Genomic DNA, 26,239 nt, shown 5'->3' on the forward strand with positions numbered 1-26,239 from the left:
GTGTATCCGCTCGCAGCTGTATCCGTGGACGGGGTTCGCGCCTCTGTATGGGTATGAGAACGAACATCATCTGCCCTGGACGACGAACCCCGGACCACGTCGTGGAGTGGCCGCCCTCGGCCCGGCACGGCGCGATGACCTGCCTGGACGCGGAACGGCTGCTCGGCGCGGACGAGCTCGCGGCAGGTCTGGCCGCCGGTGAGTGGGTGCAGCCCTGGCACGGCGTGGTGGTGCCGGCGGCCCGCGCCGGCGACCCGGTGACCCGCGCGGCCGCCGCGCTGCTGCGGGCCGGGCCGTACTCGGTGCTGTCCGGCCCGACGGCGGTGGCGATGCACGGCTGCGGCCCGGCCGACGAGATCGTGGACGTGACCATCCCCTACGGCCGTGAGGTGCGCTCGCAGCCGGATCTGACGATCCACCAGGCCTGGGTCCGGGAGTGCGACGTCGTGGAGCTGGACGGCCTGCGCACCCAGGCCCTGGACGTCGCGATCACCGATCTGCTGTGCACCGGCGATCAGCGCCAGGCCCTGGACTGCCTGGAGCAGGCGCTCGGCAGGCTCGGCGAGGGAGCCGAGCGCTTCCGCGCGCTGGTCGCCGAGCGGATCGCCCGCCGCCGGGATCGCCGCGGCACCCGGCGGGCGAACGCGCTGCTCGGGCTGGCCTGGGCCAAGCCGCGTCCCGCGGTGGCCGCCGGGATCGGAGGTGCGCGGTGAGGACGTCAGCGCTGGAACCAGGCGGTGGCCTGAGCCGCTTCCCGCGCGGCGATGAACCGCGCGTAGGCATCGTCGTAGGTGGCCCGGTTGGCGTCGAGGGGCTCCAGCGGCGCGGACGTCCCGACCAGTTCGCGGGCGACCTCGGTGATGCTGCGGCCGGTCAGCAGGGCCTGCGCGGTCACGGTCGCGCCGCGGGCACCGGCCTGCTCGTCGGTGGTGCGCACGACCGGCAGCCCGGTCACGTCCGCGATCACCTGCCGCCACAACCGGTTCGCCGAACCACCGCCGGTGAGCCGGAGCTCGGTGGGCTGCGCGGCGCTGGTGCGCAGGCAGTCCCGGATCGTCATGGCCAGCCCTTCCAGGCAGGCTCGCGCGATCTCGGCCGGACCGTGCTCCAGGCTCAGGCCGTGCAGGCTGCCGCGCGCGGCCGGGTCGTAGAACGGAGCGCGCTCCCCGGCCAGCGAGAGGTAGGGCAGCATCAGCAGGCCCTTGCTGCCGGGTTCGGCCTGTTCGGCGAGGTCGGTGAGGTCTTCGGGGTTGGGCAGGCCGAGCATCCGGCAGGTCCACTCCACGACCTCGGTGCCCGAGAGGGTGGCGCTGGCGAGCATCCACCGGCCCGGCTCCGGCGTGCGCAGCGACATGCCGACGGGGGTGCGGTCGAGCCGCGGGCTGTCGCTGATCACCTCGGTGCAGATCGTGGTGCCCAGGATCGTGCAGGCCTGGCCGGGCTCGGTGACACCGGCGCCGATGGCCGTGGAGATCACGTCGTACGCGCCGAGCACCACCGGCGTGCCCGCCGGGACGCCGAGCCGTCCGGCCGCGGCGTCGTGCAGCGGTGCGATCCGCTGCTCGCCGTCCACCACGTCGGGCAGCAGCGGCTGGGCCCAGTCCAGCCCGAGCTCGGTGAGCACGGTCGGGGAGTACTGCCCGGTCCGCGCGTCGAGGAACGGGTTCGAGGCTTCGGAAACGTCCCAGGCGAGGCGTCCGGTCAGGCAGTGGAACAGCCAGCCGCCGCAGGTCAGGACCTTCGCGGACCGCTCGATCCGGGCCGGGTCGTGCTCGGCGAGCCAGCGCAGCTGCGCGTGCGGCAGACCGCCGAAACCGACCGATCCGTTGATCTTGAACAGCTCGGCGAGCACCCCGGAATCGGCCCAGTCGGCGGCGATCCCGGAAGCGCGGGCGTCGTTCCAGAGCAGCGCGGGACCGGTCGGCCGACCGGTGTCGTCGACCAGCCAGCAGCCGTCGCCCTGCGCGGTGAGCGCGAGCGCTGCGACGTCGGATCCCGCGGCAGCGGTGAGCTCGGCGACGGTGTCGGCGACCGCGCTCCACACCTCCTGCATGTCCTGCTCGGCCCAGCCGGGCCGGGGGTGCTCGACCCGGGTCGGGCGGCGGGCGACCGCCAGCTCGGTCCCGTCCGCCGCGTAGGCGACGCTCTTCACCACCGAGGTGCCGGCGTCGATGCCGATGGTGATCACGGGCGTTCCCTCCAGATCCCGCCTGCCGGGTCGGCCGGTGCGCGACCCGAGAACATCACAGCATTGAGTGTTAAAAATTTCAAGATAGGTGTTATGTTTGCGATGGGATGTGACACCACGATCCCGGTAGTGGACCACCACCGGAAGGACGCGCCGTGCCGCCTGAACCCACCACCGGCCGCATCGACCTCGTGCTGCTCGACGTCGGCGGCCCGGTCTACGACGACAGCGCCTACCGCGACGCGCTGCTGCGCGCCACGCGCGAACTCGCCGCCGAGGACGGCCGCGGTGCGGTCGGCGAAGCCGAGTTCCAGCAGGTCTACGACGAACGCCGGCAGGCGCAGGGCGGCTCGCTGCGGACCGCGGTCGCCGAGCGGTTCCTGACCGCGGGCGACCGCCAGCGGCTGTCCGATCGCGCTGAGCAGTACTGGGAGTACCCGCCGTCGGCGCTGCACGACGACGTGCTGCCGACGCTGCGGCAGCTCGCCGGGCGCTACAAGATCGCGATCGTGGCGAACCAGCGCGCGGTGGTCGTGGACGCCCTGCGCCGGGACGGCGTGTCCGACTTCGTGGACGTCTGGGCGATCTCCGAGGTCGTCGGGGCGGAGAAGCCGGACCCGCGGATCTTCCAGCACGCGCTGCGCGAAGCCGGTGTCGAAGCGGCGAACGCGGTGCACGTCGGCAACCGGCTGGACACCGATGTGCGCGGTGCCAAGCGGGTCGGCCTGCGGACGGTGTGGGTGGTGCGCGGCGAGGCCCCGCCGGAGCCGACGCCCGAGCAGCTCGCCGAGCCGGACGTCGCGGTGCTCTCGATGGCCGAGCTGCCGGAAGCGCTGGAGAAGCTGCAGGCCGCTGGGTGACCAGCGGTTCACGCTCCGGGGAGGGGTGCTGATGGGAGAGCTCGTCGCAGGAGTGGACATCGCGACCGCGAACGTGCGGGTGCAGGTCCACGACCGGGCCGGTGCCGTGGTGGCCTCGGCCTCCCGGCCGCTGCCGCAGCCGGTGCGCTCGTCGGGCGGCCGTTCCGAGCAGGACGCGAGCACGTGGTGGCCCGCCGTCCGGGACTGCCTGGCCGAGTGCACGACCGCGCTGGGCGCGCGCCGCACCGAGATCACCTCGCTGGCGATCTCGGCGACCTCGGGCACCGTGGTCCCGGTCGACGGCGACGGAGACCCGCTCGGCCCGGCGCTGATGTACGACGACCGGCGCGCCGGGGCCGAGGCCCGCACCGCGGTCGAGGTCGGCGCGGCGCGCTGGGAGCGAACCGGCATCACGCCGTCGGCCGGATCGGGCCTGGCCAGGATCGCCTGGCTGGCGCGCCACCTCCCGGCGGGGACCGAGCTGGTCTGCCACACCCCGGACGTCATCGCCCGGAAGCTGGTCGGGCGGCCGGTCGCGACCGACACCAGCCACGCGCTGAAGAGCGGTTACGACGCGGTGGCCGGGGAATGGGCCACCGAGGTCTTCGACGCCCTGGAGGTGCCGTCCCGGCTGCTCCCGGAGGTCGTGCGGCCGACGGTCGTCCTGGGCGCGGTCGACGCCGCGGCCGCGGCGGAGACGGGGCTGCCCGCGGGCTGCGAGGTGCGAGCCGGGATGACCGACGGCTGCGCGGGCCAGCTGGCGTGCGGGGCCGTCGACATCGGCCAGTTCGTGACCGTGCTGGGCACGACGCTGGTCCTCAAGGGCGTGTCGGAGGAGCTCGTGCACGACCCGGCCGGGGCGGTGTACAGCCACCTGCACCCGGACGGCGTGTGGCTGCCCGGCGGGGCGGCCAACATCGGTGGCTCCGCCCTGTCCGATGTGGACCCCGCAGAGCTGGCCGAACTGGACCGCGCGGCCACCGGCCGCGGCCCGGCGAGCGTGGTCGGCTACCCGCTGCGCGGTACGGGCGAGCGGTTCCCGTTCCTGGCCGAGCGGGCCACCCGGTTCGTCCTCGGCGCGCCGCAGGACAGGGTGGACGAGTACCGCTCCCGGCTGGAAGGCGTCGCCTTCTGCGAGCGGCTCGCGCTGGAGCGCCTGGCCGAGATCGGCGCCCCGGCGGCAGGGCCGGTGCGCACGGCAGGTGGCGGTGCCCGAAGCCTCGCCTGGTGCCGGATCAGAGCATCGGTCATGGACCGCCCGGTCCTGCGCGTCCAAGGCGCGGGCACGGCGCTCGGCGCGGCACTGCTGGCGGCCAGCGGTTCGATCCACCCGGACCTGAGCACCGCGGCGGCGGCGATGGTGCCCGAGGGCGAACTGGTCGAACCGGTGCGCTCGGAGGTGTCCCAACTGGACAGCAGCTACCAGCGCTTCCTCGGCGAACTCCGCACCCGCGGCTGGCTCGCAGCAGCCTGATCAGGAGCCGCCGAGGGCTTCGGCGATGCTGAGGCTGTCCTCGTACACGGCGTACCGGGTGATCAAGCCGTCCGCGAAGGTCAGGTGCAACGCGCACAGCGCGGTGTACGACCTGCGGGTGGCCCGCACAGTCTGCCGGATGTCGCCGAGCACGACCGCGTCCGCGCCGTCGACGAGGACCCGGGACGCCGATCCCGCTGCCTCCTCGGGCAGGTGGAAGTCGGCGAGCGCGCGGAAGTGGTCGGCGACCTCCGCCCTGGTCGAGCGCGGCCGGATCCACGGCACCGCCGGGTGGCCGCCGCTCGGCCAGTCCAGCACCCAGTCGACCTCCTCGGCGAACAGGTCGGCGATCCGGTCCGGGTCGCCCTCGGCGAGCCTGCGGAGGAACTCCTCCGCACCGGCGCGGGTGCTCCCGCCGATGGCGGGCACGGTGAACTGGTGCTCGGACCGGATGCGCCCGTCGGCTCCGAGCACCGCGCACACCCGGCCGGTCCAGGTGCTCTCGCCGCCGTCGACCGGCACCAGGTGGGTGGTGAAGGCGACCGCACCGTGGTGCCCGGTCACGTCGTCGGCGGGCCGGAAGACCAACCCCGTGCCGCGCACGAACTCGGCGTGGGCTGCAGCGATGCGGGCTTCGATCTCGTCGTGGCCCCGGTGCTCGGCCGACTCGGTGAACTCGATGCCGTCCTCGGCCCACAGGGCGGCGACGGCGCTGCGCCGCGCCACCGGATCGGCTTCGTTCCACACCGCGGCGTACCGGTCCGCGAACTCCTCGATGTCGATGTTCATGGGCGGACGCTAAACAGTCGTCCCTGCCATCTCCTGTCAGTGGATCCCGGCAGACTCCGGCCATGCGCGCGAGCCGCCTGCTGACGATCCTCCTGCTGCTGCAGACGAGGGAGCGGATGACCGCGCAGGAGCTGGCCGACGAGCTCGAGGTGTCCGTGCGGACCGTCTACCGCGACGTGGAGTCCTTGAGCGAGGCGGGAATCCCGCTGTACGGCGAACCGGGGCACCGGGGCGGGTACCGGCTGCTCGACGGTTTCCGCACCCGGCTGACCGGGCTGACCACCGGTGAAGCGGAATCGCTGTTCCTGACCGGGCTGCCCGCGGCCGCCGCCGAGCTCGGGCTGACGAGGTCGTGACCGCGGCCCACCTCAAGCTCATGGCCGCGCTCCCCGCGGATCTGCGGGACCGGTCCGGGCGCATCGCCGACCGGTTCCACCTGGACACCCCGGCTTGGTACGACGACGCCGATCGCACACCGCACCTGACCGAGGTCGCCGACGCCGTGTGGCACGACCGGACCGTCCGGATGAGGTACCTGCGCTGGGCCGAGCCGCACGAGACGAGCCGCACCGTGCAGCCGTACGGGCTGGTCCTGAAGGCCGGTCACTGGTACCTGGTGGCGGGTGCCGGCGAGCGGATCCGCACGTACCGCATCTCCCGGATCGTCGACCTGCACGTCCTCGACGAGCGCTTCACCCGGCCCGCCGGATTCGACCTGGCCGGTCACTGGGAGACCTACCTGGAGAGCTTCGACGCCCGGCGGCACAGCGGCGAAGCCGCGGTCAAGCTCTCGCCGCGCGCCTTCGACCGCCTGCCCCACCTGGTGGAACCGGTCGTGGCGCGAGCAGCGCGGAGAACCGCCCGAGCCCCCGACGAACGGGGCTGGATCCAGGTGAGGGTCCCGATCGAATCCGTCGACCAGGCGCTCCCGGAGTTCCTCAAGCTCGGCGCCGACGCCGAAGTCCTCGCGCCGGTGGAGCTGCGCGACCGGCTCACCGCGACGCTGGGCGAGTTGACCCGCCTGTACGGCGCGGGTTGAGCGAGGTCAGCGCTCGGCGACTTCCAGCGCCACGCCCGCCGACCGCAGCTCGTCGAGCAGTCGAGCCGGCGTGCCCGCGTCCACCACGACCAGGTCGAACTCGGTCAGCGGGGCGAGCTCGTGCACCGCGCGCCGGTCGAACTTGGAGTGGTCCAGCAGCAGCACCCGCTTGCCGGTGGTCTCCATCAGCGCCCGCTTGACCTGGATCGTCTCCTGCGAGCGGTGCAGGCAGTGCCCGCCGACCACGGCGGTGGTGGACATGAACAGCACGTCCGAGCGCGTGGTGCGGGCGGTGGTGGCGGTGTGCAGCCCGAGGAAGGCGTCGTAGGACGGCTGGTAGTCGCCGCCGAGCCCGATCAGGTGCAGGCCGGGCTCGCCGCTGAGCAGGTTGATCACCGACAGGAAGTTCGTCACGACGGTCAGCGGGGCCAGCGCGGGCAACCGCTCGGCGACCGCGAGCGCGCTGGTGCTGTCGTCCAGGGCCACGACCTGGCCGGGAGTCACGAGCCGCACGGCGTGCTCGGCGATGCGCGCTTTGTCCTCGGCGGCGTCGGCGATCCTGGCCCGCACCGAGGTCTCCAGTAGCGCGGTCGGCGTCGAGGTCGCCCCGCCTCGGACCTTGCGCAGCCAGCCCTGCTGCTCCAGCACGTCCAGATCGCGGTGGATCGTCATGCCGCTGACCCCGTGCGCGGCGGCGAGCTCCTCGATGCGCACGAACCCGCTGGCCAGCACTTCCTGGCGGATCTCCTCGCGCCGGTCCTGCTGGCTGACCGGTGTGCCGCCTGCCTCGGCCACGCCACAACCCCTCACCTCAGGGCCCGCCGCAGTCCCACCAGGCGCACAGCGGACGACCACGTGTGCAATCGGAGTGATTGTCACACGTGCGGCGTGATGTTCGGGTCAGATGTCACGTGCGGAGCCGGGCCCGACGTTGTGGCAGGGCCGCTTCCGCAGCTTCTCGACGTAGTCCTCGGGCGCTCCGGCGGCCTCGGCCGCATCGGCCATCACACCGAGGTAGCGCGCCGACGGCAGCCCGCCCTCGTAGGCGTCGAGCACGTACAGCCAGGCCAGCACCGGCCCGTCCAGCGTCTGCACCCGCAGCCGGAGCTTCTTGTGCATGCCCAGCTCGGCGCCCTCCCAGTTGTCGAGCTGCCGCTCGTCCTCCGGGCTGACGTCGTAGAGCACCGTGAAGACCTGCTCCCCGGGGTGTTCGACGATGGTGGCGAGGGCGCCTTCCCAGCCGTAGTCCTCGCCGCCGAAGGTCAACCGCCAGTCCACCAGCCAGCCCGAACCCGCCAGCGGCGAATGCGGAGCTCGCTTCAACATCTGGGCCGGATCCATGTTGGACCCGTACGCGGCGTACAGAGGCACGCCCAACAGGGTAGCGATCGACAGGCCGCGCGGCGGAGCGGACCGCGTCACAAAAGTGGGTACTCACGACCGTCTTCGGCCGTCGAGTCCGGTTTGCGCGGTACCGGGGCGGTCCTTCCGCGGCGACGCGGCCGCGGCCACCGATCAGAATGGAGGCGACCCGGCGCGTCGGTGACCCTCGGTCGCCGCTGCGCTGTGGGGCGCGCCACGGTGGTCAATTCGGGCGACACCACCCGAATTGACCGGACTACGCGCAGCGTACGGTGAGTCTGGCGCCCACACGGCAGGCATCGGGAGGAACGCGAAGTGACCCGCATCGTGATCATGGGAGGCGGCCCGGCTGGCTACGAGGCAGCACTGGTCGCCGCGTCGAACGGGGCGGACGTCACGCTGGTCGAGCCGGAGGGCCTCGGTGGGGCTTGCGTGCTCTACGACTGCGTGCCGTCGAAGACCTTCATCGCCTCCGCGGGCGCGCGCTCGGCGTACCGGGACGCCCGCGAGCTCGGCATCCGCGCGAAGACCGAGGACTCCGACGTCGACGTGGCGGTCGTGCACGGCCGGGTGAAGGGCCTCGCGCTCGCCCAGTCCGCCGACATCCGCTCCCGGGTCCGCCGCGAAGGTGTGAAGATCCTGCCCGGTCGCGCGCGCTTCACCAACCCGGCCAAGGGCATGGCCGTGCACCAGGTCGGCGTCGACCTCGCCGACGGCACCTACCAGGAGCTGACCGCCGACGTGGTGCTGATCGCCACCGGCGCCACGCCGCGTGTCCTCAAGGGCGCCGAGCCGGACGGGGAGCGGATCCTCACCTGGCGGCAGCTCTTCGACCTGCCCGAACTGCCCGAGCACCTGGCGGTGATCGGGTCCGGCGTCACCGGTGTGGAGTTCGCCTCCGCCTACACCGAGATGGGCGTCAAGGTCACCATGATCTCCAGCCGCGACCGGGTGCTGCCGCACGAGGACGCCGACGCGGCCGCGGTGCTGGAAGAGGTGTTCGCCGAGCGCGGCACCGAGGTCGTCAAGCACGCCCGCGCGGAGAAGGTGGAGCGCACCGACTCCGGAGTGCTGATCCACCTGGCCGACGGTCGCCAGGTCGAGGCCAGCCACGCGCTGATGACGGTGGGCTCGGTCCCCAACACCGACGACATCGGGCTGGAGCGGATCGGCGTCGAGACCGACCGCGGCGGCTACATCCCGGTCGACCGGGTGTCGCGGACCTGCGTGCCGGGCGTCTACGCGGCGGGCGACTGCACCGGTCTGCTGCTGCTGGCCTCGGTGGCGGGCATGCAGGGCCGGATCGCGATGTGGCACGCCCTCGGCGAGGGCGTCACGCCGATCAAGCTCAAGACGGTCGCCGCGAACGTCTTCACCCACCCGGAGATCGCCACCGTCGGCATCAGCCAGCAGGCGATCGACAGCGGCGAGGTGCCCGCGCGGACCGTGATGATGCCGCTGGCCACCAACCCGCGCGCGAAGATGGAGGGGCTGCGCCGCGGTTTCCTCAAGGTCTTCTGCCGCCCGCAGACCGGCGTGGTGGTGGGCGGTGTCGTGGTGTCGCCGAACGCCAGCGAGCTGATCCTGCCGATCGCCCTCGCGGTGCAGAACCAGGTGACGGTGGACAACCTGGCCAACACGTTCTCGGTGTACCCGTCGCTGTCGGGTTCGCTGACCGAGGCCGGCCGGCTGCTGATGCGCCACGACGACCTGGACTGACGCGGACTTCCCGGTCGGCTGCTGATGTGGCACGACGACGTGGACCGAGGCGCGTTTCCCTGCCCGGAAGGAGCGGTCGGGACATCCCTCGTGCCAACCTGGGTCCTGCTCAACCGCACCTCAGGGGACCGTGATGCAACCCAGCCACGAGCAACCGCAAAACGCGAGAACAATCCCCAGCGCAACCACCACTGAGAATCGCGGAGAGGCGGGACAGCGCGCGTGGCCGAACTTCCGGTGCTGATCTACGACGGGGACTGCGGCTTCTGCACCCGCAGCGTCCGGTGGGCTGAGCGGCTGCCGGTGCGGATGCGCGTGCTGGCCTGGCAGGAGGCCGACCTCGCGGCCTACCGGACGACTCCGGACCGGGCGCGGCACGAGGTGCTGTGGGTGGCGTCGTCCGGGCGGGTCTTCGGCGGGGCGGCCGCGGTCGCCGAGCTGCTCAAGAGCTGCCGCCTGCCGTGGCCGGTCGCGGGCCTGGTGCTGTCCGCGCCGGTGGTGCGCACGCTGGCCGAGCTCGCCTACCGCGGGATCGCCGCGAACCGCTACCGGCTGCCCGGCGGCACTCCGGCGTGCCGGCTGCCGGAGGCGGAGCGCCCCGGCCGGTCGACCCGTCCCTGACCTTTTCGGCCTCGGCCGAAAGTACGAGGCGAGCCCTCCGCTTCCTGGCCGATCGGTCGACTCCGCCTGACAGATCGGCTGATCCGCTGAACCCCCGCCGCGCCATAGCTTGGACGTCGTCGGGGGTCGACAAGGGCCGGTTCTCCCGTTCCAGGGGATCGACGGGTGAACCGGCCCGCAGCGAGATTGGTGCGTCTTGGCACCAAGCGGTTGGGAAGCACGAGGTGGCCGAGATGTACGGCAAGGCGTTCGCACCGGAGTTCCAGGGGGCGCTCCGGAACCTGTCGGTGAACACGAACTACGAGGACGCGCTGGCGCAGGCCCGCGCGGAGGTGGAACGCGCGACGGAGGAGGACAACGGTCTGGCGCTCGCCCAGGCGCGGCTGGTCGAGTCCGAGGCGTGCCGGCGGTTGGGCCGGATCGCCGAGGCCGACGCGGCCTGGCGCGCCAGCTTCCGGGCGGCCAAGGCGGCGGACGAACCGGGTGCGATGGCGTGGGCGCTGTGGAACGGCGGCACCCTGGCCCGGCAGCGCGGGCAGATGACGGCCGCGCTGCGCTGGCTCGGCCTCGCCCGCGATGCGGCGACCCGGGCCGGTGACATCGTGGCGCTGGGGTACTCGGTGGCGGGGATCGCCGAGACGCTGCGGATCCGCGGTGACTACGCGGAAGCCCGCGACCTGCACGAGAAGCTGCTGGCCGAGGCGCGCAAGCGCGGGGAGACCAGGCACACGGTGTGGGCGCTGGAAGGGCTGGCGCAGCTCGACCGGAACGCGGGCGACCTGGACGCGGCGTGGGAGCGCTTCTCCGAGGCCGCGCAGATCGCCGAGGGCGGCGGCGACGAGCGGGGGCTCGCCTGGGCGCTGCGCGGTATGGCCGACGTGCTGTCGTTGCGCGGGGAGCACGACGAGGCGTTGCGCCTGCTGGCAGAGGGCGAGAAGATCTGCCGCCGCATGGATCTGTCCAGCGCGCTGGCCTACAACCGGAAGATGCGCGGCAACATCCTGTTCCGCGCCTGCTGGTACGGCGAGGCGACTCGCACCTACGAGGAGGCGCAGAAGATGTTCCGCGCCATCAACGAACCGCGCGGTGCGGCGCTGGCCGAGCTGGGCTTGTTGAAGAGCCGCGACAAGCTGGGCCGGCCACGGCCGGCCACCGAGCGCGACCTGATCGCCCTCCGGGACACATTGGACACCCGGGAGCTGCGGCACACCAGGAAGATGGTGCAGGACGCGCTGGACGAGCTGTTGGAGCTGGTTGCATGACACGAGACCGGTCCGACCGCTGACCACGATCGGCGATCGGTCCGCAGAACGGGGCTGCGGATCGATCGCACCGGTCGTGAACGTGGGCGCGACGACGAACAGGCCACGCTGCGAAGGCGCCGCATGCGGTGTGGGAGCCGAGCTGGTGCTGTTGAGCGGGAAGGTTCGCCGGGGAGAAGATTCCTGCCCGATAGCCTGCAAGACGTGATCAACGCACCTGGGGTTTCCGGCGATGTGGACGTTGCGATCGCTGGGGCGCGTGCCGGCGCGGACGTGGTTCGCAGCATGTGCGGTCAGCGGCTCGACCACATCGACAAGGGCGCCGGGGACTTCGCCACCACCGCCGATGTGGAGGCAGAGAGGGCGATCCTCGACGTCATCGGTGCTGCGCGGCCCGACGACGCGGTGCTCGGTGAGGAAAGCGGTCGGCGGGGCGCCGTCGACGCCGGGCGGCAGTGGCTGGTGGATCCCTTGTGCGGCACGCTGAACTACGCCGTCGGCACCATGCTGGTGGCCGTCAACGTGGCGCTGCGCGATGGGGCGGCGGCGGTGGCCGACCCGTTCAGCGGTGAGGTCTTCTTCACCGACGGTGCGACCTCCTGGGTGCGCAACGCCGGGAGCGATGCGAGGCTGACGCCCACGCCCGCCACGCGGTTGGTGGACGTCAACCTGGATCCGCCGTTCCCGAGCGCACCCGGATTCCGGGCCGTGGATCTGCTGTCGAACCCCGACTTCGTCGAGCACTTCCGGCCGCGGGTGGTGTCGACGACGCTCGCGCTGGCCTGGGTCGCAGCGGGCAAGCGAGCCGCGTACGTCACCGATGGCGGCGACCTGTCCAGGAGCGTGCACTTCGCCGCCGGTATCGCGTTGTGCCGGGCTGCGGGCTGCACCGTCACCGGGGTGGACGGTGCCCCGGTCGGCGAGACGGGCCGCGGGCTCGTGGTCGCTGCCGACGACGAGACCCACGGGCTGCTGATGTCGATGATCCGCAGCCGAAGTTAGGGCACGGCTTCCGCTCGGCTCGGTCATCCCGCGAATCGGGTGGACCTGCCGTCCCAGCCTCGTCGCTGACCCGTGCATGCTCACAGCGTCGGGGCGCGAGCGCGCCCGGATGACGGGAGTTGCGGCTCGGCAGCTGCACCGCTGTGGAGAGCCTGATGCTTCCGGAATGGTCAACCGGTGATTTTCGCCGCTGCCGCGCGGAGTTTCGCGCCCGCGTCGCCGATCAGCGGGTCGCCGTGGCCGAAGCAGGCGATCTCGGTGCCGAGTTCGGCGAGGCGGCGGAACGACTCGATCGCCTTCGCGCGGTCCACGTTGAACACGCCGAGCATGAGCTCGTCGACGTTGGCGATGGTGTCCCCTGCGAACAGGACTTCGCTCCTCGGCAGGTGAATCGCGACGCTCCCGTCGGTGTGCCCGGGGATGGAGAGCACGCGGGCACCGCCGCCGAAGTCGAGCACGTCGCCTTCGGCGATCTCCTGGTCGACGGGGCAGGGCGGGTTCGGCGGCACGTTCGAGGCGATGCTGTCGAACAGCGGCCTCTCCCAGTCGAGCAGCACCGGGGGCGGCATGGGGCGCTCGCCCCGGATGGCGGCGGCGTCGCCGGCGTGCGCCAGCACCGGTGCACCGGTGGCCGCGCGGAGTTCCGCAGCGGATCCCGCGTGGTCTTGGTGGCCGTGGGTGATGACGATCCGGTCGAGGTCGGCGTCGAGCTCGGTCAGCAGGGCGGTGATGGCCGGGCCGGAGCCGACGATGCCGGTGTCGACGAGGGTCGCGGAACGTCCGTCCAGCCACAGGTAGGCCTGGCCGAATTCGGGTCGAAGGCAGTACAGGCCGGGTACGACGAGGTCGACGTCCATTCCCACACGCTAGGCGCGAATCGGGTTGTGGTGGGTCCGTTTCGTCGCGGGCGAACGGATCGCCGCCGGGCTCGCGGAAAAGGGTGCGACAACGAGTCGTGGGATGCGTTAGCCTGACCGCATGATGCAGACGCCGCTCTACCTCTGATCTCGCTCGCGATGCCGGCACCGCGCGGCGGATTCGTCCCGCCCGCTCAGCCGCGCATTCTCGCGCGCCCACATCGATCCGGCTCGACGGTGTTCTCCGTCGGCTGATCCACACCTCCGTGCTGTGCTCGCACGCCGCGAGCAGGCTCCGGCTGCTCGAAGCCGGAGCGACGTGAGGTTCTCGCCTGGGCGCGATCACCGACATCGTTGAGCCGTCCCTCGTTGCGGCGAGGGCATTTTCGATCAGGAGCAGTCAGCAGATGGCCAATTCTGCCCAGCACGCGCACCGCGCCGAGCCCGCGCACATCGGGTTCTTCACCATTCCGGCGCACGGGCACATCAATCCGACGCTCGGCCTGGTCACCGAGTTGGTGAACCGCGGTCACCACGTGTCCTACGCGGTGACCGACCCGTTGGCCGAGCTGGTCGCCGAGGCCGGGGCCACGCCGGTCCGCTACACCTCGACGCTGCCCGGCTCTCCCACCGCCACCCGCCAGGAGTGGCCGGACGAGGAGGTCGAGGCGAGGTTGATGTTCCTGGAGGAGACGAAGACGGTCCTGCCGCAGCTCGAACAGGCATACGCGGCGAACCGGCCCGACCTCGTCGTCTACGACCTCCCGGACTTCCTCGCGCTGGCCGAGAAGTGGGGCGCTCCGGAACTCCAGCTGTGCCCGACGCACGTCTACACCCCGGGGCTGGAGTCCGTCCTGGACATGACCCCGACCCCCGAGAAGGCAGCGGTGGTGGACGCTTATGACGCGTACTTCGCCGAGCAGGGCCTGACCTTGCGGGAGAAGGACTTCATGCACCCGCGCCGCTGCATCGTGACCCTTCCGCGGAGCTTCCAGTACTTCGGGGACCAGGCGGCGGACGCTTACACGTTCGTCGGTCCGATGCTGACCGACCGGGCCTTCCAGGGGGACTGGCAGGCACCGGACGACCGGCCGGTCCTGGTGATCTCGCTGGGTTCGGCCTACAACGACCGCCTGGACTTCTACCGCACGTGCCTGCGCGCGTTCGCCGATCTCGACTGGCACGTGGTGCTGTCGGTCGGGAAGGCGGTCGACCCGGCGGAGCTCGGTGAGGTTCCGGCGAACTTCGAGGTGCACCAGTGGATTCCGCAGGTCCGGGTGCTGTCCCAGGCCAGCGCGTTCATCACGCACGCCGGGATGGGCGGCACGATGGAGGGACTGCACCACGGGGTCCCGCTGATCGCGGTGCCGCAGGCCGTCGACCAGTTCATGAACGCGGCCCGGATCGAGGAACTCGGCCTGGGCGTGCAGCTGGACGGTGCGACGGCCACCCCGGAGCAGCTGCGCGCCGCGCTGGAGAAGGTCACCTCGGATGAGGCGATCCAGAACCGGGTGGCTGACATGCAGCGCGAGATCGAGGAGGCCGGCGGTCTGGCGCGGGCCGTCGAGATCGTCGAAGCGCTGCTGTGACCGCACTGCGGTCCACCCGCCGGTTCACTCCGGCGGGTGGACCGCGCGGACCGGTGCGACCGCTCTCAGCTGGGGGTATCCACTGCGGTTGTGACCGCACGCGGATGTTCTGTTTCCCGCCGCCCCCGGCAGCCGCTTACGGTCGGAGCACGACCTCAACCAGGTCGTCTGACCAGCAGTGATGCCGGAAGGGGCGGGAGAACCATGACGGAGCGGAGCCTGCGGGGCAAGGTCGCGGTCATCGGCGGCGGGGGCAAGAACCTGGGCGGCCTGCTGTCCAAGGCCTTCGCGGACGAGGGCGCGAAGGTCGTCGTGCACTACAACAGCGACGCGTCCGCCGCCGAGGCGGAGAAGACCGTCAACGCGGTGCGGGAGGCCGGCTCCGAGGCGATCCCGGTGCAGGGCGACCTGACGCAGGTCGGCGAGGTGCGACGGCTGTTCGACGCCGCGGTGGACACCTTCGGCGGGGTCGACGTCGCGGTGAACACGACCGGGATGGTGCTGCGCAAACCGATCCTGGAGACCTCCGAGGAGGAGTTCGACCGCATGTTCGCGGTCAACGCGAAGGCGGCGTACTTCTTCATCCAGGAGGCGGGGCGCCGGCTCAACGACGACGGCAAGATCATCAGCCTGGGCACTTCGCTGCTCGCGGCGTTCACCGACGGCTACTCCACCTACGCCGGGGGCAAGGCGCCGCTGGAGCACTTCACCCGCGCCGCGGCCAAGGAGTTCGCCGACCGCCGGATCTCGGTGAACGTGGTAGCGCCGGGGCCGATGGACACGCCGTTCTTCTACCCGCAGGAGACCCCGGAACGGGTCGAGTTCCACCGGTCCCAGGGCATGGGCAACCAGCTCACCCGCATCGAGGACATCGTCCCGGTGATCAAGTTCCTGGCCACCGACGGCTGGTGGTTCACCGGGCAGACGATGTTCCCGAACGGCGGCTACACCACCCGGTGACCGGCTTGGGTGCGGCAGGCGGCCCGGGGGAGGAGGCCGCCTGCCGCACCGGATGTCCGAGCACGATCGGGTGGCGCGGAGGAGGTACTGGTGGTGAACCCGGCGAAGATCCGGTGGCGGGCGATGCGGGGGCGGGACCCGGACGAGGAGCACCGCGTCTCGACGCCGCTGGAGCTGTTCTTCGACCTGTGCTTCGTGGTGGCGGTGGGGCAGGCGGCCGCCCAGCTGCACCACGCGCTGGACGAGGGGCATCTCGGCAGCGGGCTCGTCGGGTACCTGGCGGTGTTCTTCGCGATCTGGTGGGCGTGGATGAACTTCACCTGGTTCGCCTCGGCCTACGACACCGACGACGTGCTCTACCGGCTGCTCACGCTGTTGCAGATGGCCGGGGTGCTGGTGCTGGCGGCCGGGGTGCCCGCCGCGTTCGAGCACTACGACTTCACCGTCGTGGTCATCGGCTACGTGCTGATGCGGATCGGGATGATCTGCCAGTGGTTGCGGGCCGCCGTCGAACACCCGGAGGGCCGGGCCACCACGCTGCGCTACGCGGCCGGGATCGCCGTGGTCCAGGTGGGGTGGATCGCGCGGCTGTGGGCACCGGGCACCTGGGCCTACCTCACCTTCGTGGTGCTGGTGGCCGCCGAACTGGCGGTCCCGGCCTGGGCCGAGGCCCGCGGCCGGGCCACTCCCTGGCACCCGGAGCACATCGCGGAGCGGTACGGCCTGTTCACCATCATCGTGTTCGGCGAGGTCGTGCTCGGTTCGCTCGCCGCCGTGCAGTCGGCGTTGACCGAGTTCGGGGTGTCGGCTTCGCTGATCCTGATCGCGGCCGGTGGCCTCGTCATCGTCTTCGTCCTGTGGTGGATCTACTTCACCGGCGGGGAGGCGCGCTTGAAGAACCTGCGCGTCGCGTTGACCTGGGGCTACGGTCACGTCGTGGTGTTCGCTTCGATCGCGGCGCTCGGGTCCGGCATCGAGGTGGCCGTGGACACCGCCGGGCACCGCTCGCACGTCGGAGAGCAGGCTGCCGCGTTCGCCGTCGCGGTGCCGGTCGCCCTGGTCCTGATCGCGCTGGGCGCGCTGCACCGCCTGGCGAACACGGGCGCGGTGCGGAGCTCGGCGTTCGTCGCGGCCGGTGCGGTCGTGGTGCTCGCGCTGCCGTTCAGCACGCCGCTGCTCGGTCTGGGCGGAGCGGTGGTGGGAATGGCGGTGGCGACCGCTGCGACCCTGGTCGTCAACCACACCGGCGCCGTGGAAAGCAGGTCGTGACGTGGGACTGGACCTGCACAAGCTCGGGCATCTCGTCGCGGTGGCGGAGGAGGGCAGCTTCACCCGCGCCGCGGCGCGCCTGCACCTGTCCCAGCAGGCGCTGTCCACCTCGATCCGCGCGCTCGAACGCGAAGTCGGCGTCGACCTGCTCGAACGCACCACCACCGGCGTGACCGTGCTGCCCGCCGGTGAGGCGCTGCTCGCCGATGCGCGCGTGCTAGAGGGCGTGGCCCGTTCGGCGCTGCAACGGGCGCGGCGGATCGGTCGTGGTGAGTCGGAGGTGTTGTGCATCGGGCACACGCCTGCCGTCACCGGCGACGAGGTCACCGCGCTGCTCCGCCGAGCGCACGCCGATCACCCGGATCTGGCCACCGACGTCAACCAGCGGTACCCGGCCGAGCTCGCGGAGCAGCTGCTCGCCGGCGAGCTCGACCTGGGGCTGTGCCGCGCGATGACCCCGGCCCACGGCCTGAACCGCGTCACGCTCGTCCACCAGCGGCTCCAGATCGCGGTTTCCGCGGAGCACCGCTTCGCCGACCGGGACGTGGTGGAGCTGACCGAGCTGGCCGACGAGACGATCGTCGTGTGGGGCCATCCCGGTCGTTCCGGCTACACCGACCTGCTCGTCGAGCACTGCAGGCAGGCCGGGTTCGAGCCGCGCACGCACCGCAACCCCATCCAGGGCACTCCGCCGGTCACGGCGGTCCTCGGCACCGGTGACATCGCGTTCGTGACCGCCGAGCCCGGCCCGGCAGCCAACGGGAAGGTCCAGGTCGTCGCGCTCCGGCCGCTGATCGAGGTGCCGCTGCACGCCCTGTGGCCCGCGCACACGACCTCCGACGCTCGCCACGCCTTCCTGAACACCTTCAGCTGAGCACCGGCGATCTTGGCTTTCCGCGCACCGGCCGCTATACCTGTGGTCGGCGTGCGCGGAAGCGAGGTGCCCGATGACAGCGCTGCGGATACCGGACCGGAGAGCCGCGGGTCCAGCGGCGCGCAGGCCACCGCTACCGGCACTCCGGCGTCCTGTGTGGCCGCTCGGCGCCCGACCGCGCTGGACGTGTCGCGAGCACTGCGATCAGGACGGGATGGCGGAGGAGCCCGGATGCAGCGAATAGCCTTGCGCACCAAGCTGGAACCCGGCCGCGAAGCCGAGTACGAGCAGGTCCACGCGGTGATCCCCGCCGAGCTGGACGCGGCGCTGCGCGAAGCGGGAGTGCGCAGCTGGCGGATCTGGCGCGACGGCCTGGACCTGTTCCACGTGGTGGAGGTCGAGGACTACCAGGCGATGCGGCGGGCGTTGCGCGACCACCCGGCGAACGTGGCCTGGCAGGCCCGGATGTCCGAGCTGCTGGCGGTGGCGGACGACTACTCGGGCGGGGACACCGGTCTCCGGCAGGTGTGGGAGCTGCCGTGAAGCTCGGCCGCTCGGACGTGGTGGTCTCCCCGCTGGGGTTCGGCGGCGCGGTGATCGGGAACCTCTACCGTGCGGTCGACGAGGAAACCGCGCTCGGCGCGGTGGACGCGGCCTGGGACGCCGGGATCAGGTACTTCGACACGGCGCCGCACTACGGGCTCGGGCTGGCCGAACGCCGCCTCGGTGCGGCGCTCGCCGGACGGCCCAGGTCGGAGCTGGTCGTGTCGACGAAGGTCGGCAGGCTGCTGGTGCCGAGCCCGGCGACCGCGGACGCGCGCGATGCCGCGGGTTTCGACGTGCCCGCCGACCAGGAGCGGGTGTGGGACTTCAGCGCGGACGGGGTGCGGCGATCGCTGGAGGCCAGCCTGCGGCGGCTCGGCATGGACCGGGTCGACCTGGTGCTGATCCACGATCCGGACGAGCACTGGCAGCAGGCGGTCGACGAGGCCTACCCGGCCCTGCACGAGCTGCGCGCGCAGGGCGTGATCGGCGCGATCGGTGCCGGGATGAACCAGTGGCCGATGCTGGAGCGGTTCGCGACCGAGACCGATGTGGACGCGGTGATGCTCGCCGGCCGCTACACGCTGCTCGAGCAGTCCGCGGCGGAGACCATGCTCCCGGCGTGCCTGCGGCGGAACGTGTCGGTGCTGGCCGCCGGGGTGTTCAACGGCGGTGTCCTGGCCACCGACGAACTCGGCCCGGAAGCGATGTTCGACTACTCGCCCGCCGCGCCGGAGCTGCGCGCGAGGGTGGCCGGGATCGCGGCGGTGGTCCACCGGCACGGTGCGAGCCTTCCGCAGGTGGCGATGGCTTTCGCCGGTGCCCACCCGGCCGTCGCCAGCGTCGTCGTGGGCGCGCGATCCGCGGCGGAGGTCCGCCGCAACGCCGAGCTGTTCGAGCGACCGGTGCCCGCCGAGGTGTGGGCGGAGCTGGCCGAGGCCGGGCTGCCGGTTCCCGGGGCGTAGGCGACCACCGGACGCGAATTGGACTTGGCCGGAGATCACCCGCGGACGGACGATGGGGTGGACGGACACGCACCGAACAGGGAGGAAGTGCATGTTCACCGGCCTCAGCGCCTTCCCGCTCACCCCGACGAGCGAAACCGGGATCGACGAACGGGGATTCCGGAAGCTCGTCGCGCGCTTGGCCGCGGCGGGCGTCGATTCGATCGGCGCGCTCGGCTCGACCGGCGGCTACGCCTACCTCACCCGCGAGGAGCGCTTCCGGGCCGCCCGGATCGCCGTGGACGCGGCAGGCGATGTCCCGGTCATGGTGGGCATCGGCGCGCTGCGCACCTCCGAGGTCCTGGCCCTGGCCGAAGACGCCCAGAACGCGGGCGCGTCCGCGGTGCTGCTCGCTCCGGTGTCCTACCAGCAGCTCACCGATGACGAGGTCTTCGGGCTGTACGAGGACGTCACCGCGGGGCTGTCCGTTCTGCTGTGCGTGTACGACAACCCCGGCACCACGCACTTCCACTTCAGCGACGAGCTGCACGGGCGCATCGCGGCCCTGCCCGACGTCGGTGCGGTGAAGATCCCGGGCATTCCCGAAGAGCAGGCGCCGACCAGGGTCGCCGCGCTGCGGAGCGCGCTGCCCGAAGGGGTCGCTCTCGGCGTCAGCGGCGACCAGTTCGCCGCCGGCGGGCTCAACGCCGGTGCCGACGTGTGGTTCAGCGTCATCGGTGGCCTCCTCCCCGAGGAGTGCCTGGCGATCACCCGCGCCGACGCCGACCGAGCGGTGGAGCTGTCCCAGCGCATGACACCGCTGTGGGAGCTGTTCGGGCGCTACGGCAGCCTGCGCGTCACCTCCGCCGCGGCCGAGCACCTCGGGCTCATCGGCTCCCCGAACCTGCCCCGGCCGCTCCGCGGCCTCCCGGCCGGGGCCCGGCGCGAAGTCGCCGACGTGCTCGAATCCCTGGGCGTGCGCGCGTGAACGGCTCGCCGCCGGGCGGGCCGCGAAAGCCGTTTGACCTCGAGTGCGCTCGAAGTCCTAGTGTGGAGCCGATTCCGATCGGTTGAGGAGATCTCGATGACGGTGCTGGTGACCGGGGCGACGGGAAACGTCGGACGCTGCGTGGTCGACCGCCTGCTGGCCTCCGGTGCGGAGGTGCGGGCGCTGACCAGGGATCCGGGCTCGGCGGGCCTGCCCGCCGAGGTGGAGCTGTTCGCCGGTGGGCTGGGCGATGCGGAGCCGCTGGCGGAGGCGCTGGCCGGGGTCGACCGGGTTTTCCTGTTCCCGGTACCGGAAAGCACGGCCACCTTCGTGGCGCGGGCAGCGGCCGCGGGCGTCCGGCGCGTCGTGGTGCTGTCGTCGATGGCGGTGGAGTTCGGCGCCGGCAACGCGATCGGGCAGCGTCACCGGCTGGTCGAGCAGGCGGTCGCCGGCGGTGGTTTCGAGTGGACGTTCCTGCGACCGGGTGCGTTCGCCACCAACACGCTGGCCTGGGCGGAGCCGATCCGCGCGGAAGGCGTGGTCCGGGAGCCGTTCCCGGATGCGCAGCAGACGTCGATCCACGAGGACGACATCGCCGCGGTGGCGGTCGCCGCGCTGCTGGAGGACGGGCACGCCGGGAAGTCGTACGTGCTGACCGGCCCGGAGCGGGTCAGCACGGCCGACCAGGTGCGCGCGATCGGCGCGGCGATCGGCCGCGAGGTGCGCCTCGAAGCGGAGCCGCTGGAGCAGGCGAAGGCGCGCATGGTGGCCGGGGGAGTACCGGCAGCCGTCGTGGACACCCTGTTGGACCTGCGCGGAGCGGACCAGGACCTCGACGAGCCGGTGCCGACGGTCGAGCAGGTGACCGGGCGTCCGGCCCGCACCTTCGCCCAGTGGGCTGCCGACCACGCCGACGACTTCCGCTGAGCAGCGCGGAAATCGGTCGCCCGCAGGACGGTTCGGCGGCTAATCTCCCGCCATGACCGCCATTTCCGTGCCCTACCACCTCGATGAACTGCTCCCCGAATCCGCTCTGGGGGTGCGCACCACGACCCAGGTGGTGCGCCGGTTGCCGGACGGGGACGTGTGGCAGCGCCTCGGCGCGCTGTACCCGGACGTCGCCGACGAGGTGGCGGCCGCGGTGCGCCGGGGCGAGCTGCCGTCGGTGATCTCCGGGGACTGCACGGTCTCGCTGGCGGTGCTCGCCGGACTGCAGCGGGCGGAGGTGCAGCCGTCGATCGTCTGGTTCGACGCGCACGGCGACGTGCAGCGCCCGGAGACCACGGAATCCGGCTACCCGGGCGGAATGCCGCTGCGCATGGCGGTCGGCGACCACCCGGAACTGCTGGCCGGGGCCATCGGCCTGCGCCCGCTGCCGGAGTCCCGGGTGCTGCTGGTCGGCGCGCGCGATCTGGACCGGGCCGAGGTCGAGTACCTGGAGAGCTCGGAGATCGCCCGGTCCGAGGTCGAGCGGGCCGCCGAGGAACTCCCCGACGGGCCGCTCCTGCTGCACATCGACCTCGACGTGATCGACGCGGCCGAGCTGTCCGACCTCCGCTTCCCGGTGACCGGCGGGCCGTCGGCGGCCGCGGTGCTGGACGCCGCCCGGCGGATCCTGGCGACCGGCCGGGTCCGGGCCCTCGACATCGCTTGCACCTGGTACCCGGAAGGCCCGATGGCCAACCGCACCCGGATCGTCGAGGAGCTGCTGGCCGCGGCCGACTAGCGCCGGAGGCAACCTCACGTCCGGTCGCGCGTCCCATCAGCAGGAGCGAGATCGGACCGCACCGGTCTCGCGGCAGCGGAACGACCTCCTGGCGGCGGGGAATCCCTCGGCCCGCCGCCCACCGCTGCCGAGGGCGGGCAGCGCGGGGCAGGGCTGTCCGCCCGCTCCCTCGAGCGTGGTTCCCCGGCCCGCACCGGGGAACCACGCCGGGTCGCTCAGTCGAACGGCGGGCGCATGTCGGTCACGCTGAACTTCATCACGGCGTCGCTGATGACGGCGATCCCGGTGTCCGGTGCGTCGGCGACAGCCCGCCACGCTTCGAGTGCTTCCTCGGATTCCCACCGCTCGAAGTTGTTCACCCGCGCCGGGTCCACGGGATCGGCCGTGATGGCCACGTCGAGGCATCCGGGAGCTCGTCGAGCCCGGCGGACGAGGTCGCGGAGCTCGGCGACGAACGCATCGCGCTGAGCGGGGTCCACCTCCAGGTGACCGGCAATGATCAGCATGTTCCCTCCAAGTTTCGCGGCATGCGTAGAGGTGGACGGTGCGATGCCGCGAAACCCATCGGTCCGGCGCCAGTGTTCCCGGGTCGAATCGGGCGCGGGTTGAGAAGGTGACCTAGGAATCCACAGTGGACGCGAAGCGGCCCGCCCCCCGCAAGAGGGGACGGGCCGCTGTTCTCAGGTGCTCAGTCGACCCAGTCGAGGGTCTTGGACACCGCCTTCTGCCACTGCGCGTACTCCTTCTCGCGCAGCTCGGTCGGCATCTTCGGGTCCCACTGCTTGTCCTTGGCCCAGTTGGAGCGGATGTCCTCCTCGCTCTCCCAGAAGCCCACCGCCAGCCCGGCCGCGTAGGCCGCGCCCAGCGCCGTGGTCTCCGCGACCACCGGGCGGATCACCGGCACGCCGAGGATGTCGGCCTGGAACTGCATCAGCAGCTCGTTGCCGACCATGCCGCCGTCGACCTTCAGCGACTTCAGCGGCACGCCGGAGTCGGCGTTCATCGCCTCGATGACCTCGCGGGTCTGGAACGCCGTGGCCTCCAGCACCGCGCGGGCCAGGTGACCGCGGTTGACGTAGCGGGTCAGCCCGACGATCGCGCCGCGCGCGTCGGAGCGCCAGTGCGGTGCGAACAGCCCGGAGAACGCCGGCACGAAGTAGGCGCCGCCGTTGTCCTCCACGCTGCTGGCGACCTGCTCGATCTCCGGGGCGCTGGCGATCAGCCCGAGGTTGTCCCGCAGCCACTGCACCAGCGAACCGGTGACCGCGATCGAACCCTCCAGGCAGTACACCGTGTCGTTGCCGCCGATCTTGTACCCGACGGTGGTGAGCAGCCCGTTCTCGCTGATCACCCGCTCGGTGCCGGTGTTGAGCAGCACGAAGTTGCCGGTGCCGTAGGTGTTCTTGGCCTCGCCGGGCGACAGGCAGGCCTGGCCGAAGGTGGCCGCCTGCTGGTCGCCGAGGATGCCGGAGATCGGGATGCCCGCGAACACGCCGCGCTCCCGGAACTTGCCGTAGACCTCCGAGGAGGAGCGGATCTCCGGCAGCATCGCCATCGGAATGCCGAGCTCGGCGCAGATGTCGGCGTCCCACGCCAGCCGCTCGAGGTCCATCAGCATGGTGCGGGAGGCGTTGGTCGGGTCGGTGACGTGCAGTCCGCCGTCCGGGCCACCGGTGCAGTTCCACAGCACCCAGGTGTCCATGTTGCCGAACAGCAGCTCGCCGCGCTCGGCGCGCTCGCGGGTGCCCTCGACGTTGTCCAGGATCCACTTCACCTTGGGACCGGAGAAGTAGGTCGCCAGCGGCAGCCCGGTCTTGCGCTGGTACCGGTTCTGCCCGTCCTCGCCCGCGGCGAGGGCGTTGACGATCTCGTCGGTGCGGGTGTCCTGCCAGACGATCGCGTTGTACACCGGCTTGCCGGTGGCCTTCTCCCAGACCACGGTGGTTTCCCGCTGGTTGGTGATCCCGACGGCGACGACGTCGGAGGACACCAGGTCGGCCTTGGCGAGCGCGCCCGCGCACACCTGCCGGGTGTTGGTCCAGATCTCGACCGGGTCGTGCTCGACCCAGCCGGCCTTCGGGAAGATCTGGCGGTGCTCGACCTGGTCGACCGAGACGACCCGACCGGAGTGGTCGAAGATCATGCACCGGGTCGAGGTCGTGCCCTGGTCGATGGCGGCGACATAAGAGGCCATCTGTCGTTCTACCTTCCTATGTGGACTGGGTCTGGTCAGCTGGCGATGGGCAGTGCGAGGGCCAGCGCACCCGCCAGCACACCACCGAGGATCGGGCCGGCGATCGGCACCCAGGAGTATCCCCAGTCCGCCGAGCCCTTGCCGCGGATGGGCAGGATCGCGTAGGCGATGCGCGGGCCGAGGTCGCGAGCCGGGTTGATGGCGTAGCCGGTCGGGCCGCCGAGCGAGTTGCCGATGCCGATCACGATGAAGGCGACCGCGGCGTAACCCAGCGCGGAGTTGCCGAAGGTCGGCACGCCGTCCGCGCCGCCGGGGCCGGCCTGCGGGCTGAGGATGATCCAGAAGACCAGCACGAAGGTGCCGATGGTCTCGGTCACGAGGTTCCACGGGGCGTTCCGCACCGTCGGGGCGGTGGAGAAGATGCCGAGCGTGTTGCGCGGGTCGTCGTGGGTGTCGAACTGCAGCTTGTAGACGGCCCAGCACAGCACGGCGCCCAGGGTGCCGCCGACGAGCTGCGCGATGATGTAGACCGGCACGTCCGACCACGCGGTCTGGCCGTTGATCGCCAGCCCCAGGGTGACCGCCGGGTTGATGTGCGCGCCGGTGGGCTCGGCGATGCTGGCGCCCGCGAAGACCGCGAAGCCCCAGCCGAAGTTGACCATCAGGAAACCGGTGTCGTGCCCGCCGGTCTTGCGCAGGACGTTGTTGGCCACGACGCCGCAGCCCATCAACGTCAGTACCGCCGTCCCCATCATCTCCCAGAGGAAGATCTCCCCGAGACTGATCGTCATTGCGTTCCCCTCTTCATGCCGCCGTTGGCACAGGCGGGACTTCACTGTCCGACATGGAGTGAGTCGGGACGGTACTGCCGCATGTCAACACGTGTCCATGCATGCCGCCAGTCGTGGGTACCGGGTTGCTCCGTACCGCCCAGTGCCCCGGCTCGGCCCCGCGGGCCGGATTCCGCCCGCAGCGCGACCCGACGTCGCTCCATACTGTGCGGTAACATTAGACTTGGGGAAAACAACGCTGCAAGACGCCTCCGATGGTGTTTTTATCGAGTTGGCTGGTTCGGGAGTGAGGGGGACGATGATGTCCGCTCGGCGTCCGTCCGAGAAGCAGCAGGACCGCAGGCGCAAGATCACCGAGCTGGTGATGGCCGAGGGCACGCTGCGCATCGACGACCTCGTCACGACCATCGGCGCCAGCGCGATGACCGTCTACCGCGATCTCGCCGACCTGGAGTCGCAGGGACTGGTGCACCGCAACCGCGGCAACGTCTCCGCGGCGTCGTCGCTGCTGTACGAGGCGGCGTCGGAATTCCGCCTGCCGCAGAACAAAGCGGAGAAGGAAGAGCTCGCCCGCGCCGCCGCCGAACTGGTCGAACCCGGCCAGGCGCTGGTGCTGGACGACTCGACGACCGGCGTCTACCTGGCCCGGCTGCTGCCGGAGCGGGCCCCGCTGACCGTGGTCACCAACCACCGCGGGGTGTTCGACGAACTGCGCAACGCACCGGGGATCAGCCTGATCTGCGTGGGCGGCGACTACCTGCCGTGGGCGGACGCCTTCGTCGGCGGCATGGCGCTGGACGCGCTGCGCAACCTGCGGGTGGACCTGGCGATCATGTCGGTCTCCGCGGTCACCGACGGGATCTGCTGCTACCCGCAGCAGGAGATGGTGCAGATAAAGAAGGCCATGCTCGCCTCCGCGCGGCGCCGCGTGCTCTACGTCGACCACACCAAGTTCCAGCGGCGGGCGCTGCACGCGGTGGCACCGGTGGAGGACTTCGACATCGTCATCGTCGATTCGAAGACCACCAGCGCGGACGTCGAGGTGCTGCGCGAGCGCGGCGCGCTGGTCGAGCAGGCGGGGAGAACGCGCGGTGTCGCGGCGGGCACGCAGCGTGCTGGTCGGGCATGATGACCATTCGTCGAGGCCCGGTTCCCGCGTGGGCGGTGGTGCGGGGCGGCCTGCGCGAT

At 71.7% G+C, this 26,239-nt stretch carries 27 protein-coding genes; 19 read left to right on the forward strand and 8 right to left on the reverse strand.

Annotated features, from left to right (window positions below):
- The first annotated feature begins 53 nt into the window (after positions 1-53).
- Positions 54-713 carry a hypothetical protein gene (locus OU416_RS27325; RefSeq protein WP_270929889.1) on the forward strand — a complete coding sequence of 220 codons (660 nt, stop codon included), beginning with the start codon at positions 54-56 and terminating at the stop codon, positions 711-713.
- A 5-nt stretch (positions 714-718) separates the two neighbouring features.
- Here OU416_RS27325 and OU416_RS27330 read toward each other — a convergent pair whose 3' ends face one another.
- The gene (locus tag OU416_RS27330) at positions 719-2,188 is read right to left on the reverse strand and encodes an FGGY-family carbohydrate kinase (protein WP_270929890.1); all 1,470 of its coding nucleotides are present in this window, start codon (positions 2,186-2,188) and stop codon (positions 719-721) included.
- Between the two features lie 155 nt (positions 2,189-2,343).
- On the opposite strand from OU416_RS27330, the gene OU416_RS27335 reads away from it, so the two are divergent.
- Both OU416_RS27335 and OU416_RS27340 read left to right on the forward strand, forming a co-directional pair.
- On the forward strand, positions 2,344-3,048 hold the full coding sequence (locus OU416_RS27335; RefSeq protein WP_270929891.1) for an HAD family hydrolase: 705 nt from the start codon (positions 2,344-2,346) through the stop codon (positions 3,046-3,048).
- 31 nt (positions 3,049-3,079) lie between these two features.
- Positions 3,080-4,522 (forward strand): FGGY-family carbohydrate kinase, encoded by a 1,443-nt coding sequence (locus OU416_RS27340; RefSeq protein ID WP_270929892.1) that lies wholly within the window; start codon positions 3,080-3,082, stop codon positions 4,520-4,522.
- Here OU416_RS27340 and OU416_RS27345 read toward each other — a convergent pair whose 3' ends face one another.
- Complete coding sequence (locus tag OU416_RS27345) at positions 4,523-5,311, reverse strand: nuclear transport factor 2 family protein (protein ID WP_270929893.1); 789 nt, start codon at positions 5,309-5,311, stop codon at positions 4,523-4,525.
- 62 nt (positions 5,312-5,373) lie between these two features.
- On the opposite strand from OU416_RS27345, the gene OU416_RS40375 reads away from it, so the two are divergent.
- Positions 5,374-5,667, forward strand: coding sequence for a helix-turn-helix transcriptional regulator (locus tag OU416_RS40375; protein ID WP_456300281.1), 294 nt, complete (start codon positions 5,374-5,376; stop codon positions 5,665-5,667).
- Complete coding sequence (locus OU416_RS27350) at positions 5,664-6,350, forward strand: helix-turn-helix transcriptional regulator (RefSeq protein ID WP_456300282.1); 687 nt, start codon at positions 5,664-5,666, stop codon at positions 6,348-6,350. Before OU416_RS40375 ends, OU416_RS27350 begins: the two co-directional genes overlap by 4 nt.
- Positions 6,351-6,356: 6 nt before the next feature.
- Here the strand turns inward: OU416_RS27350 and OU416_RS27355 are convergent, their stop codons facing one another.
- Positions 6,357-7,145: a DeoR/GlpR family DNA-binding transcription regulator gene (locus OU416_RS27355; RefSeq protein WP_270929894.1), complete on the reverse strand. Its 789-nt coding sequence runs from the start codon at positions 7,143-7,145 to the stop codon at positions 6,357-6,359.
- A gap of 105 nt (positions 7,146-7,250) precedes the next feature.
- On the reverse strand, positions 7,251-7,721 hold the full coding sequence (locus OU416_RS27360; RefSeq protein ID WP_270929895.1) for a gamma-glutamylcyclotransferase: 471 nt from the start codon (positions 7,719-7,721) through the stop codon (positions 7,251-7,253).
- Between the two features lie 306 nt (positions 7,722-8,027).
- Here OU416_RS27360 and OU416_RS27365 point away from each other — a divergent pair, with 306 nt between their 5' ends.
- The 4 genes from OU416_RS27365 to OU416_RS27380 all read left to right on the forward strand — a co-directional run bounded on the left by OU416_RS27365 (position 8,028) and on the right by OU416_RS27380 (position 12,316).
- Positions 8,028-9,431 carry an NAD(P)H-quinone dehydrogenase gene (locus OU416_RS27365; RefSeq protein ID WP_270929896.1) on the forward strand — a complete coding sequence of 468 codons (1,404 nt, stop codon included), beginning with the start codon at positions 8,028-8,030 and terminating at the stop codon, positions 9,429-9,431.
- Positions 9,432-9,653: 222 nt separating this feature from the next.
- Entirely contained in the window at positions 9,654-10,052 is a 399-nt protein-coding gene (locus OU416_RS27370) for a thiol-disulfide oxidoreductase DCC family protein (protein ID WP_270929897.1), read from the forward strand.
- A 233-nt stretch (positions 10,053-10,285) separates the two neighbouring features.
- Positions 10,286-11,314 (forward strand): tetratricopeptide repeat protein, encoded by a 1,029-nt coding sequence (locus OU416_RS27375; protein WP_270929945.1) that lies wholly within the window; start codon positions 10,286-10,288, stop codon positions 11,312-11,314.
- 204 nt (positions 11,315-11,518) lie between these two features.
- Positions 11,519-12,316, forward strand: coding sequence for an inositol monophosphatase family protein (locus OU416_RS27380; protein ID WP_270929898.1), 798 nt, complete (start codon positions 11,519-11,521; stop codon positions 12,314-12,316).
- 170 nt (positions 12,317-12,486) lie between these two features.
- On the opposite strand, the gene OU416_RS27385 is transcribed toward OU416_RS27380, so the two are convergent.
- On the reverse strand, positions 12,487-13,173 hold the full coding sequence (locus OU416_RS27385) for an MBL fold metallo-hydrolase (RefSeq protein WP_270929899.1): 687 nt from the start codon (positions 13,171-13,173) through the stop codon (positions 12,487-12,489).
- Positions 13,174-13,580: 407 nt separating this feature from the next.
- On the opposite strand from OU416_RS27385, the gene OU416_RS27390 reads away from it, so the two are divergent.
- From OU416_RS27390 to OU416_RS27430, 9 genes are all read left to right on the forward strand, one after another.
- On the forward strand, positions 13,581-14,762 hold the full coding sequence (locus OU416_RS27390) for a macrolide family glycosyltransferase (protein WP_270929900.1): 1,182 nt from the start codon (positions 13,581-13,583) through the stop codon (positions 14,760-14,762).
- A 204-nt stretch (positions 14,763-14,966) separates the two neighbouring features.
- On the forward strand, positions 14,967-15,722 hold the full coding sequence (locus OU416_RS27395) for an SDR family oxidoreductase (protein ID WP_270929901.1): 756 nt from the start codon (positions 14,967-14,969) through the stop codon (positions 15,720-15,722).
- Positions 15,723-15,812: 90 nt separating this feature from the next.
- The gene (locus tag OU416_RS27400; protein ID WP_270929902.1) at positions 15,813-16,991 is read left to right on the forward strand and encodes a low temperature requirement protein A; all 1,179 of its coding nucleotides are present in this window, start codon (positions 15,813-15,815) and stop codon (positions 16,989-16,991) included.
- A gap of 1 nt (position 16,992) precedes the next feature.
- On the forward strand, positions 16,993-17,865 hold the full coding sequence (locus OU416_RS27405; protein WP_270929903.1) for a LysR family transcriptional regulator: 873 nt from the start codon (positions 16,993-16,995) through the stop codon (positions 17,863-17,865).
- 231 nt (positions 17,866-18,096) lie between these two features.
- Entirely contained in the window at positions 18,097-18,408 is a 312-nt protein-coding gene (locus tag OU416_RS27410; protein WP_270929904.1) for an L-rhamnose mutarotase, read from the forward strand.
- On the forward strand, positions 18,405-19,373 hold the full coding sequence (locus OU416_RS27415) for an aldo/keto reductase (RefSeq protein ID WP_270929905.1): 969 nt from the start codon (positions 18,405-18,407) through the stop codon (positions 19,371-19,373). The genes OU416_RS27410 and OU416_RS27415 overlap by 4 nt, the downstream gene beginning before the upstream one ends.
- 91 nt (positions 19,374-19,464) lie before the next feature.
- A complete protein-coding gene (locus tag OU416_RS27420; RefSeq protein WP_270929906.1) occupies positions 19,465-20,340 on the forward strand; it encodes a dihydrodipicolinate synthase family protein in 876 nt (291 codons plus the stop codon).
- A 96-nt stretch (positions 20,341-20,436) separates the two neighbouring features.
- On the forward strand, positions 20,437-21,267 hold the full coding sequence (locus OU416_RS27425; protein WP_270929907.1) for an NAD(P)H-binding protein: 831 nt from the start codon (positions 20,437-20,439) through the stop codon (positions 21,265-21,267).
- A gap of 52 nt (positions 21,268-21,319) precedes the next feature.
- The gene (locus tag OU416_RS27430) at positions 21,320-22,066 is read left to right on the forward strand and encodes an arginase family protein (protein ID WP_270929908.1); all 747 of its coding nucleotides are present in this window, start codon (positions 21,320-21,322) and stop codon (positions 22,064-22,066) included.
- 215 nt (positions 22,067-22,281) lie between these two features.
- Here the strand turns inward: OU416_RS27430 and OU416_RS27435 are convergent, their stop codons facing one another.
- The 3 genes from OU416_RS27435 to OU416_RS27445 all read right to left on the reverse strand — a co-directional run bounded on the left by OU416_RS27435 (position 22,282) and on the right by OU416_RS27445 (position 25,051).
- Positions 22,282-22,572, reverse strand: a complete 291-nt coding sequence (locus OU416_RS27435) for a putative quinol monooxygenase (protein ID WP_270929909.1) — start codon at positions 22,570-22,572, stop codon at positions 22,282-22,284.
- A gap of 182 nt (positions 22,573-22,754) precedes the next feature.
- Positions 22,755-24,260, reverse strand: a complete 1,506-nt coding sequence (gene glpK / locus OU416_RS27440; RefSeq protein ID WP_270929910.1) for a glycerol kinase GlpK — start codon at positions 24,258-24,260, stop codon at positions 22,755-22,757.
- A 35-nt stretch (positions 24,261-24,295) separates the two neighbouring features.
- On the reverse strand, positions 24,296-25,051 hold the full coding sequence (locus OU416_RS27445) for an MIP/aquaporin family protein (protein WP_372907264.1): 756 nt from the start codon (positions 25,049-25,051) through the stop codon (positions 24,296-24,298).
- Between the two features lie 301 nt (positions 25,052-25,352).
- On the opposite strand from OU416_RS27445, the gene OU416_RS27450 reads away from it, so the two are divergent.
- On the forward strand, positions 25,353-26,180 hold the full coding sequence (locus OU416_RS27450; RefSeq protein ID WP_270929911.1) for a DeoR/GlpR family DNA-binding transcription regulator: 828 nt from the start codon (positions 25,353-25,355) through the stop codon (positions 26,178-26,180).
- Positions 26,181-26,239: the final 59 nt, after the last annotated feature.

This window comes from Saccharopolyspora indica, from assembly GCF_027853965.1.
GTDB classification, from domain to species: Bacteria; Actinomycetota; Actinomycetes; order Mycobacteriales; family Pseudonocardiaceae; genus Saccharopolyspora; species Saccharopolyspora indica.